Source organism: Nocardia miyunensis NBRC 108239 (assembly GCF_001613065.1).
Lineage (GTDB): Bacteria > Actinomycetota > Actinomycetes > Mycobacteriales > Mycobacteriaceae > Nocardia > Nocardia miyunensis.
On sequence record NZ_BDBQ01000079.1, the window covers coordinates 1 to 10,788 of the forward strand.

Here is a 10,788-nt window from a genome sequence, read left to right on the forward strand (position 1 = left end):
CCCGGCTCCGCAGCAGGCGGTTCCCCAGCCGCCCGCGCCGTCGGCGCCGAACGGCCAGCCGCACCGTCAGTGAGGCGCGGGGTGCAGGATTCGGTTGCGCCGGTGACGATTTCGTCGAACAGTCCCTCACATGCCCCGCCGTCCTTCCGCGGCGGCGACCTGACCGATCCGCGGCTGACCGCGGCGCTGAAAACGCTCGAGCTGACCGTGCGGCGTCGTCTGGACGGCGTACTGCACGGTGACCACCTCGGTCTGATTCCCGGGCCCGGCTCGGAGCCGGGCGATGCCCGGCTGTATCAGCCGGGTGACGATGTGCGCCAAATGGATTGGTCGGTGACCGCGCGCACCACCCATCCGCACGTGCGGCAGATGATCGCGGACCGCGAACTCGAGACGTGGCTGGTGGTCGACCTGTCCGCGAGCCTGGACTTCGGCACCGCGGGCTGCCAGAAACGCGATCTGGCGATCGCGGCTTCGGCTGCGATCACCCATCTGACCAGCGGTGGCGGCAACCGGATCGGTGCGATCGTCGCCACCGGCGACCGTCTGGTGCGGCTGCCCGCCCGCAGCGGGCGCATGCACGCGCAGGCGATGTTGCGTCGCATCGCCACCACACCGCGCGCCGCGGACGGCGTGCGCGGAGATCTGCGCGGCGCGATCGAATCGCTCCGCCGCCCGCAGCGCAAACGCGGTCTGGCCGTGGTGATCTCGGACTTCCTCGGCGATCTGGACTGGCAGCGGTCGCTGCGCGCGGTCTCGGGCCGGCACGATCTGCTCGCCGTCGAGGTGCTCGATCCGCTGGATCTGGATCTGCCCGACGTCGGTGACGTCGTGCTGCACGATCCGGAGACCGGCCACACCCGCGAATTCACCGTAACCCCCGCGCTGCGAGCCGATTTCACCCGAGCCGCGCAGCTGCACCGTCAGCAGGTGGAGTCGGAGCTGCGCGGATGCGGCGCGCCGGTGATGCGGTTGCGCACCGACCGTGACTGGATCTCCGACGTGGTCCGGTTCGTGTCCACCCGGCGCCACACCTTCGGCGCCCCGACCGGGCAGGTACCTCTTCAGTGAGTATTTCGCACTTCACCGCGTCGATCTGGCTGCTGTTCCTGATCGTCATCGTGCTGATCGCGCTGCTGTACGTAGCCGTCCAGCGCCGCCGTAAACGGCATATGCTCCGGTTCGCGAATATGGAGCTGCTCGAGGGCGTGAGCCCGAAGGGGCCCAGTGCGTGGCGGCACGCCCCGGTGGCGCTGATACTGGTCGGGCTGGTTCTGCTGACGGTCGCGGCGGCCGGGCCGACCATGGCCAAGAAGGTGCCGCGCAACCGCGCCACGGTGGTGCTGGCCATCGACGTCTCGCTGTCGATGGAGGCCACCGACGTCAAGCCCAGCCGCATCCAGGCGGCGAAGGAGGCCGCGGGCAGGTTCATCGACTCGATGCCGCGCGGTATCAATCTCGGGCTGGTCAGTTTCGCCGGTACCGCCTCGTTGCTGGTCAATCCGACCACGAACCACGAGACGGTCAAGGCGGCGGTGAACAATCTGCAGCTCGCCGAACGGACCGCGACGGGTGAGGGCATCTTCACCAGCCTCAGCGCGATCGACACCCTGGCCACGGTGCTCGGCGGCGCGTCCTCGCCGCCGCCCGCGCGCATCGTGCTGATGTCCGACGGCAAACAGACGGTGCCGGACGCGGACGACGTCGACAACCCCCGGCACGAGTTCGTGGCCGCGCGACTGGCCAAGCAGAAGGGCGTGCCGATCTCGACGATCTCGTTCGGCACCCAGTGGGGCGTGGTCGACATTCCGGACGGTTCCGGCGGCTCGAAGGGCCAGCCGGTGCCCGTCGACGACGACGCGCTGCACAAGGTCGCGGATCTGTCCGCCGGGCAGTTCTTCACCGCGACGTCGCTGCAGGAACTCAACAACGCGTACGACAAGTTGCAGAGTCAGATCGGGTACGAAACGGTCGTCGGCGATGCCAGCCGGCCGTGGCTGCTGCTGGGTTTGCTGATCAGCGCGGCCGGTGTCGTGACAGGTCTGGTGTACCGTCAGCGCCTGCCCTGATCCGAACGAAAACCGTTGTGACGGACGCCGTCTCATCGCATCGGGCGATGCGGGCGGCGTCCGTCGCCGGGTCGGGGCCGCGTCGCCCGGGGCATACCGCGCCCCCGCGGTGGGCGTTTCGGTACCGACGCGTTAAGTTTGGCTCTATGCCTACAACTTCCAGGTCGGTACTCGTCACCGGTGGCAATCGCGGCATCGGACTCGCGGTCGCGCAGCGGCTCGCCGCGGACGGACACAAGGTAGCGGTCACCCATCGTGGTTCGGGGGTGCCGGACGGGCTGTTCGGCGTGAAATGCGATGTGACGGACGCGGAATCGATCGATCGCGCATTCGGCGAGGTCGAGGCTCATCAGGGTGCGGTGGAGGTGCTGATCGCGAACGCGGGCATCGTCGACAACACGCTGCTGATGCGGATGAGCGAGGACCAGTTCGCCCGCGTCATCGACGCGAACCTGACCGGTGCGTGGCGGGTGGCCAAGCGGGCCAACCGCGCGATGCTGCGGGCCCGCTGGGGCCGGATCGTGTTCCTCGGCTCGGTGGTCGGCCAGATCGGCATGGCCGGTCAGGTGAACTACGCGGCCGCCAAGTCCGGCCTGGTCGGCATGGCCCGCGCGATCACCCGCGAGATCGGCTCGCGCAACATCACCGCCAACGTCGTCGCGCCCGGTTTCATCGATACCGACATGACCCGCGAGGATATGACCGACGAGATGAAGGAGGTCGCCCTCAAGGCGATTCCGGCCGGTCGGATCGGTGATCCCAAGGACGTCGCCGCCGCGATCAGCTTCCTGGCCTCCGACGACGCCGCCTACATCTCCGGCGCGATCATCCCGGTCGACGGCGGCCTGGGCATGGGGCACTGACCGGGCCCGCACCCGCGCGTCCGGCTACCACACCGTCACACCCACGCAGAATTTCAACGAGGAGAACCGACAACTCATGGGCGGATTGCTCGACGGCAAGACCGTACTGATCACCGGGATCATCACCGATTCGTCGATCGCGTTCCACGCGGCCGCGGTCGCGCAGGAACAGGGTGCCAAGGTGATCATCACGGGCATCCCGGAGCGGCTGCGGCTGATCGACCGGATCGCCAAGCGGCTGCCGCAGGAGGTTCCCCCGGCCATCGGGCTGGATGTGACCAGCGAGGACGATCTCGCGAGCCTGGCGGACCGGGTTCGCGAGCACGCGCCCGAGGGTGTGGACGGCGTGCTGCACTCGATCGCCTTCGCCCCGCGCACCCTGATGGGCCCGGAGGCGTTGCCGTTCCTGAACGGTCCCGGCTCGGATGCGGCCAAGGCGTTCGAGATCTCGGCCTGGAGCTATGCCTCGCTGGCGCGCGCGGTGCTGCCCGCGATGAACGAGGGCGGTTCGATCGTGGGCATGGACTTCGATCCGCGCACCGCGATGCCGTACTACAACTGGATGGGCGTGGCCAAGGCCGCGCTGGAATCGGTGAACCGGTACGTCGCGCGCGAGGTGGGCGAGGCCAAGCGGGTCCGCTCCAACCTGATCGCCGCGGGTCCGATCAAGACCCTCGCGGCCAAGGCCATCGCCGGTACCGCGACCGACGACGCCAAGCAGCTCAACATGCTCAACACCTACTGGGACGGCGCGTCGCCGATCGGCTGGAACGTGGACGATCCGACCGTGGTGGCCCGCTCGATCGTCACCGTGCTGTCGGACTGGCTGCCCGGCACCACCGGGTCGATCATCTACGTCGACGGCGGCGCGAGCCACAACACCTGGTTCCCCGAGAACTTCTCCGGGACCGGCAGGCTCGCGTCAGGCCCGGAGGCGGCAGCGGAGCATAACCACGCAGGGCCCGCGAGCCTGCCTCATACACACTGAGTCTCGTCGCCGATGGGATTCGACGCGGTTCTGCTGCTGTCCTTCGGCGGTCCCGAACGTCCCGAGGACGTGATGCCGTTCCTGGAGAACGTCACTCGGGGCCGGGGCGTGCCGCGCGAGCGGCTCGAGGAGGTCGCGCAGCACTATCTGCATTTCGGCGGCGTCTCGCCGATCAATGCGCTCAACCGTGACATCATCACGGCGCTCGAGGCCGAATTCGCCACGCGCGGTATCGATCTGCCGGTGTACTTCGGCAATCGCAACTGGCATCCGATGGCTGAGGACACGGTCCGGGCGATGCGAGCGGACGGCATCGGTACCGCGTTGGTGTTCCCGACCTCGGCGTGGGGCGGCTACTCGGGGTGCCGCCAGTACGACGAGGACATTCTCCGGACGCGCGAAACGGTCACGGACGCACCGGGACTGGTGAAGTTGCGCCAGTACTTCGATCACCCGCTGCTGATCGAATCCTTCGCGGACGCGATTCGCGGTGCGCTACAGGAGATTCCGGCGCAGCGCCGGGACCGTACGCGGCTGGTGTTCACCGCACATTCGATTCCCGTGTCCGCGGACGCCTCGGCCGGACCGCCGGCCGAGGGCGGGAAACTCTACAGTCGTCAGGTCGCCGAGACGGCCCGGTTATGCGCGGCGGCAACGGGATTCGCCGAGTACGACGTGGTGTGGCAGTCCCGTTCGGGCCCGCCGCAGGTGCCGTGGCTCGAACCCGACATCGTCGACCACCTGGACGAACTTTCGGCCACCGGCGTCGACGCGGTCGTCGTCTGCCCGGTCGGCTTCGTCTCGGACCACCTGGAGGTGGTCTGGGACCTGGACAACGAGGCGCGTCGGAAGGCCGACGAACTCGGTATGGCCTTCGTCCGCGCGGCAACCCCGGGAACCGATCCACGCTTCGCCCGGCTCATCGCCGAACTCGTCGAGGAACACCTCACCGACGTGGCCCCACGTCGTCTGGGCGCGGTTCCGGGTTACGGCTGCACCGTGAACGGTGCGCCGTGCGCCGTCGGCTGCTGCGAGCCGCCGCGCCGTACGCGATAGCTCACCGGCCGGGCGGTGGGCCCGGCGGCGTGCGTACTCGGTGTGGTCACCCGGCGGGAAGTCGAGCCGCACCGTCGCCGCGGGTGGGATTCGGTTCTCACCGGCCGGGACGCTGCACGGGCGTAGCGCCCGCCGCGCACCGGGTGATCCCAGTCCGAGGTCGATTCGGTGACGTCGTTACTTCGCCGGCGCTACCGCGCCGAATCGCGAACCTGACGTTGCTTACCTTGACCTTGCTGCTTACTTTGACGTTGCTTACCGTGACGTTGCTTACTTTGACCTTGCCTACGTCGACGTTGCCTACCTTGACGTTGCTCACGTCGACCTTGGCTACTTCGACCTTGCGCGCGCCGACATGGCTGGCGTGGGCCTTCTCGACAGTGCGGTCGAACTTTGGTGAACCTTGTTGTGCTGCTGTCGAACTCTGATGTTGCTGAAAGCGTATGTCGGGCCGGCGGCTCCGGACCCGAGTAGGTCACTACTCGAATCCCGTTGTGCCACCGGCTCGATCGCTCGTCGTGCTACTCACAGGTGCGCGCGGATCCGCCGGTGCGCCGGTATCTCCAATGCGCCGATATTCATGGGATGTTTGAATGAGGGCGTCATCCTGGCGCTTCGGACCGTGCGGGTGATGGTGAATGGTGTCCGGAGTAGATGAGGGATGGTGTGCCGGTGGGCCCATGGCAGGCGCTCGAGCTGCTGGGTGTCGGCTTCGCCGCTGGCCTGGTCAGCGTTCTGGTGAGTCTGGCTTCGCTGGTTTCATTTCCGGCGCTGCTGGCATTCGGTCTGTCGCCGGTCGCGGCGAATGTCACCAATACCGTGGCGCTGGTGTTCACCGGTCTGGGCTCGACCGCGGGTTCGCGCACGGAACTGGCCGGCCGCGGCGGCGTGACACTGCGACTGGGTCTGCTGGCCGCGGCGGGCGGCACCGTCGGGGCGCTCACACTGCTGCTCGCTCCTGCGTCCTCGTTCCAGGTCGTGGTGCCGTTCCTGATCGGCGGCGCGTCGGTCTTCCTGCTCGCCCAGCCGCGGCTGGCGCGGCTGCGGGCGGCGTACGACGGCGCGGATCGACGGTGGCGCGAGCGTGGGCTGCGGATCCTGTTGTTCGGGGCGGCGATCTACGCCGGATACTTCGGCGCCGCGGGCGGCATCCTCATCCTGGCGATTCTCACCGCCATGTTCCCGGGATGGACGCCGCAGCAGGTCAACGCGGTGAAGAACACCGTCAGCATGTGCGCGAACGGTACCGCCGCAGTGGGATTCGCCCTTTTCGGGCCGGTGCACTGGGCCGCGGTCGTACCGCTCGGCCTGGGATTCCTGATCGGCGGCTGGGTGGGCCCGGCGTTCGCGCGGCGGCTGCCGAGTACCGCGCTACGGGTCATCGCGGCGACCTGCGGTATCGCCATGGCCGTGAAATTCGCTCTTTGACAACCTCTCCACTCTGCAGAGGTGGAGATTCCGACCAGCGCCTCGCGTGTCGAATGCTTGTGCGCCCAATCCCCGCGCGTGTCGGCCACTTTCGCGTGCGCCCTTGCGACCTCGACCCGGGCTTTCGCGCGATTGTCGGAGCCTTTCTCCTTGCGGGACCCTCCCGCGTCCGCCTTCACCATCGCTCCGAACGGCCGCACACTGGCGCACACCCGGCAGCAGCGGGCTTCACAGGCCGCCCGACGGGATGCGGGCGTAGACGCCCGGATAGCCGGGTTGTGCCGCGCCCTTACCCCAGGCGGTGATTCCGGCGACCGCGCCATCCACGAGAAGTGGTCCGCCGCTGTCGAATTCGGCGGTGTCGGCGATGGTCGATCCGGCGCACAGGGCCTCGGCCGGGTCGAATTCGGCCCCGTAGGCGGCCGCGCAGGAGGCGTCGGAGGCCAGCGGCACGGTGGCCACGTGCAGGTGTGCGTTCGAATCGTCGGCGTTGGAGGTCGCTCCCCAGCCCACGACCGTGGCGGTGGGGCCGTGTGGTGCGGTGATATGGGCGGTGGGGATGGACAGCGGGGCCTGCAAGGTCAGGACGGCGACATCGTGGTGGTAACTCAGGTCACCGGCGAAGGTCGAGATGCGGAATTCGGGATCCGCCCGGATCGCCTTGACGCCCATGGTGATTCCGTCCCGCTGCGTCAGGTCGGCGCGGCCGAAGGTGACCGTCAGCGCCGCCGGGGCGGGCTCGGCGAAGATCACGCAGTGCGCCGCGGTGAGGACCTTGTCCGGAGCGATGAGCGCGCCCGCGCAGAACTGGCCGCCGGGCCGCAGCGGAAATACGGGGGAGCCGATCGCGCCGAGCCAAGGATAGGCGGGAGCGGACACCTGCGTGCCGCCGACGACTGCGGAGGCCGGCGTCGTCGCGCAGACGGCGGAACCGGCTGCGGCGATCGCCAGGACCGCGGCGGCGTTGCGGAGGGAGTGCATGGACGCGACCTCGATATCTGCCGAAAACAGGACCGCGGCCATTCAATCAGAGCGGTCCGGCAGCCGGGATCGGGTGGATGTGTCGGTGGGCGGGGCTACCGTTGCCGGCATGACCATCTGGACCGAGTTCACCCAGGAGTCTCCGCGCATCTCGGAGGTGTTCCGGCGCCGGCACACGGCGGCCGGCAATCTGTGCCTGCTGGCGACCACTCGCTCGGACGGATATCCGCGGATCAGTCCCTTGGAGCCGCGGATCTTCGAGGGGGAGTTGTGGCTGGTGGGCATGCCCGGCACCACGAAATTCAAGGATCTGCGGCGCGATCCGCGGTTCTGCCTGCACACGGCCACCGTCGACCCGCAGGTCGGCGACGGCGACGCGAAACTCTTCGGCACCGTGCGCGAGGTGCCCGATGCCGAACTACAGCGTCGCTGGGCCGAATCGCTGTACGAGGATACGGGATTCGACCTGCGCGGGGAGACGCTCGAGCCGTTCTTCGCCGCCGATATCACCGGTGCCTCGGCCGCGCTGGTCGGCGACGGGCAGATGGAAGTGGTGATCTGGAAACCCGGCGAGCCCGAGCGGGTCGTGGTCAAACACTGAGACTGGCCGCGCGGATCACGCGCTCGCGTGTATCGCGGCCAGGCGGGCGGCGCGGATGGCGTTCCACAGCGGGCGCAGCAGGGTCTCCTGCGCGGCCAGCGCACTGGCCGAGGTGGGCGCCGACGCCGGTTCGTGCTGCGCGACGGTCAGGATCGCAGCCACGTGGTCGGCGGTGTCCAGGATGCGCCGCGCGCGCAGCGGGATCGAATCGGGGTATTCGTGACGGGAGTACTCGGCCAGTTCGTCCTCGATGAGTTCGCGCGGATCGGCGCCACCGGCGTTCACCCCGGTGGTCTGCAGGCGCGCCAGCGCGTCCGCGGCGTCGCGCACGGCCTGGCGGATCGCGTACTCGGCCTCGCCGAGCGGCATGTCCTGCTCCACGATCTGCGGAATGGGCGTGCGGTAGACGGTCCACTGCAGGGTCTCCTCGTCCACCCACTGCGGCACCAGCCCCATGCCGTCGGCGCCGCACACGCCGACGAGAACGCCCTCCTGCGCCTCGATGGCCGCGGCGGCGAATTCACCGCTGGCCGGCAGGCCCCGCACATCCCCGGGGACCGGCAGCACCAGCCGCAGTCGCGCCCGCGGGTTACCGGACTCCTCGCGAATCAGCTTGAGCAGCAACATGATTCCGACTCCGCCGCCGTCGAGGGACTCGCCGCCGGGCCACGGCAGGCCGGTATGCCCGCCGGTGACCGGGTCACCGGCGGCGACCAGCTGGCGGGACGCCCAGGCGTGCAGCGAGTCCAGCACGTCGTCGGGCGCGCCGCGACCGGCCAGCCACGCGCCGGCCCACGCCGTCAGCGTGGCACTGGGAGAACACATGTTTCGAGCATAACTGCGCCGTTGCTTGTGAGCCGACCGTGTGTGTCGGTCCGTGCCGCTACTGTGCGTGGCATCCGCTACCAGGGGAGGTCATGACTCGAACCGATCGGTTGTACTCTCGTCGAGAACTCGCGCACGGCGGCTCCGCGCCGCCGTACCGCGCGTGGGTTCGCTGTGCGCGACCAGGTCGGTATCGGCCACCGTGGAACGCGATATCTCGGCACGACGGCAGGCCGCCGTGCCGATGCCGGGTGCACGGTGGCTATGCCCTGGATCGGCGAATGTCCTTGCCGCCGTTGACTTTCTCACCGGCGGATGCCGTCGCGATCGGGGTCGCCGCGACGTATGCACGAGACGCCGTTCGAGCCGGCCGAGGCCGGGCTCGGCAGGACAACGGCGGCCGTATCCGACGAATCGGACGGCGCCACACTCGATCTCGCGGCCCGGGGCGTGGGTGATCGGACCGTCCGCCGCGCCGCCTGCTGCCGTGCGTGCAGGGATGGTGCAGCAGGCCGCCGGGTGATCGAGGTGTCCTCCCGGCTGGCGGCGTCACCCCGCTGGAGCCGGGAGATGCCGGATACGCCGCGCTCCGCGTTCGGATCGCCGACGTCGCGCGCACGTGCGCAAGGTGGATCCGGGCGGGATGAGGCTGCACTCCGGGCACGCACCCCGCTGAGGCTGATCTCCGCGCACCCGCTCGACGCGGACGGCAACACAGTCGTCGTATTCACCCCGGCGGCGCAGTAGAACAGCGGGCTCGGGGCGGAACGGTCGGTCTGGTCGGACCGAGCCGGGGATAGCGGTGCGCTGGCGGAATAGACTGACACTCATGTCGGCTGACATCTCGAGCAGTCCCACGAGGCTGCTGTTGGCGGAAGACCATCCCATGGTGGTGGTCGCGCTCGATTCGGCGTTCGACCAGGTCGAGGACATCGACCTGGTCGAGACGACCGGTTCTGTCGCGGATACCGTAGCCGCGGCCGCCCGTATCCGCCCCGATGTCATTCTGCTCGATCGGCGTCTGCCGGACGGTAACGGCATCGATGCCATCGAGCGATTGCATGAGGTATCCCCGGCGGCCAGGGTGCTGGTCTTCACCGGGGATGCGGATCGGGCCATGCGCGACCGGGTGATGGAGGCCGGCGGCGCGGGTCTGGTGCTCAAGACGGGCCTGTTCGACGACCTGCTGGAGATCGTGCGGCGGGTCGCCGCGGGCGAGGACTGTTTCGACGTGGATCTATAGATTCCGACGGCCCCAGGGGAAGCGGGGACAGCGATGACCACCGAGACCGCAGCGGCGGATCGTGTCAGCAGCAACGACGAGCGGCTCCAGCCACTGCTGGAGGGCCTCAAAGCGGTGCGCGACGGAGACTTCCGGCGGTACCTGCCCGAAGTCGGTGATCCGGTCCTGGACGAGATATCGCTCGTCTTCAACGGCATGGTCGATCAGCTCGCCCTGTTCACCACCGAGGTCACCCGAGTGGCGCGCGAGGTCGGCACCGAGGGCAAACTCGGTGGTCAGGCGGCGGTTCCGGGGGTATCGGGCAGCTGGAAGGATCTGACCGACTCGGTCAACGCGATGGCCGACAACCTCACCTCCCAGGTGCGCGATATCGCCGGTGTCGCCACCGCCGTGGCCAAGGGCGACCTGTCCCAGAAGATCACCGTGGACGTCAAGGGTGAGCTGCTGGAGTTGAAGAACACCATCAATACGATGGTCGATCAGCTCTCCTCGTTCGCCGACGAGGTCACGCGTATGGCGCGGGAGGTCGGCAGCGAGGGCCGGCTCGGCGGGCAGGCCAAGGTGCCCGAGGTCTCCGGCACCTGGCGTGACCTCACCGAATCGGTGAACATCATGGCCGGGAACCTCACCGCGCAGGTGCGCTCGATCGCCGAGGTCACCACCGCCGTGGCGAAGGGCGATCTGTCGCAGAAGATCACGGTCGACGCGCGCGGTGAGATTCTCGAGTTGAAGAA

At 68.7% G+C, this 10,788-nt stretch carries 10 protein-coding genes and 1 pseudogene; 9 read left to right on the plus strand and 2 right to left on the minus strand.

The window, feature by feature from the left end; genetic code table 11:
- Nucleotides 1–102 precede the first annotated feature (102 nt).
- The 6 genes and pseudogenes from NM2_RS32040 to NM2_RS32065 all read left to right on the plus strand — a co-directional run bounded on the left by NM2_RS32040 (nucleotide 103) and on the right by NM2_RS32065 (nucleotide 6,404).
- Nucleotides 103–1,071, plus strand: a complete 969-nt coding sequence (locus tag NM2_RS32040) for a DUF58 domain-containing protein (RefSeq protein WP_157121440.1) — start codon at nucleotides 103–105, stop codon at nucleotides 1,069–1,071.
- A complete protein-coding gene (locus NM2_RS32045) occupies nucleotides 1,068–2,069 on the plus strand; it encodes a VWA domain-containing protein (protein ID WP_067676792.1) in 1,002 nt (333 codons plus the stop codon). Before NM2_RS32040 ends, NM2_RS32045 begins: the two co-directional genes overlap by 4 nt.
- Before the next feature lie 146 nt (nucleotides 2,070–2,215).
- Nucleotides 2,216–2,932: a 3-oxoacyl-ACP reductase FabG1 gene (fabG1, locus tag NM2_RS32050; protein WP_067676794.1), complete on the plus strand. Its 717-nt coding sequence runs from the start codon at nucleotides 2,216–2,218 to the stop codon at nucleotides 2,930–2,932.
- A 76-nt stretch (nucleotides 2,933–3,008) separates the two neighbouring features.
- A pseudogene (inhA, locus tag NM2_RS32055) lies at nucleotides 3,009–3,836 on the plus strand (NADH-dependent enoyl-ACP reductase InhA); the annotation flags it as partial.
- Between the two features lie 96 nt (nucleotides 3,837–3,932).
- Complete coding sequence (locus tag NM2_RS32060) at nucleotides 3,933–4,976, plus strand: ferrochelatase (RefSeq protein WP_067676796.1); 1,044 nt, start codon at nucleotides 3,933–3,935, stop codon at nucleotides 4,974–4,976.
- A gap of 654 nt (nucleotides 4,977–5,630) precedes the next feature.
- Nucleotides 5,631–6,404 (plus strand): sulfite exporter TauE/SafE family protein, encoded by a 774-nt coding sequence (locus NM2_RS32065; protein WP_067676798.1) that lies wholly within the window; start codon nucleotides 5,631–5,633, stop codon nucleotides 6,402–6,404.
- A gap of 228 nt (nucleotides 6,405–6,632) precedes the next feature.
- Here NM2_RS32065 and NM2_RS32070 read toward each other — a convergent pair whose 3' ends face one another.
- On the minus strand, nucleotides 6,633–7,427 hold the full coding sequence (locus NM2_RS32070) for a S1 family peptidase (RefSeq protein ID WP_245718315.1): 795 nt from the start codon (nucleotides 7,425–7,427) through the stop codon (nucleotides 6,633–6,635).
- Between the two features lie 67 nt (nucleotides 7,428–7,494).
- Here NM2_RS32070 and NM2_RS32075 point away from each other — a divergent pair, with 67 nt between their 5' ends.
- Nucleotides 7,495–7,986 carry a pyridoxamine 5'-phosphate oxidase family protein gene (locus tag NM2_RS32075; RefSeq protein ID WP_067676800.1) on the plus strand — a complete coding sequence of 164 codons (492 nt, stop codon included), beginning with the start codon at nucleotides 7,495–7,497 and terminating at the stop codon, nucleotides 7,984–7,986.
- Nucleotides 7,987–8,001: 15 nt separating this feature from the next.
- On the opposite strand, the gene NM2_RS32080 is transcribed toward NM2_RS32075, so the two are convergent.
- On the minus strand, nucleotides 8,002–8,811 hold the full coding sequence (locus tag NM2_RS32080; protein WP_067676802.1) for an Rv1486c family protein: 810 nt from the start codon (nucleotides 8,809–8,811) through the stop codon (nucleotides 8,002–8,004).
- A gap of 829 nt (nucleotides 8,812–9,640) precedes the next feature.
- Here NM2_RS32080 and NM2_RS32090 point away from each other — a divergent pair.
- Nucleotides 9,641–10,054, plus strand: a complete 414-nt coding sequence (locus NM2_RS32090; RefSeq protein ID WP_084531780.1) for a response regulator — start codon at nucleotides 9,641–9,643, stop codon at nucleotides 10,052–10,054.
- Between the two features lie 33 nt (nucleotides 10,055–10,087).
- On the plus strand, nucleotides 10,088–10,788 hold a 701-nt coding region (locus NM2_RS32095; protein ID WP_169816275.1), incomplete at its 3' end, for a HAMP domain-containing protein.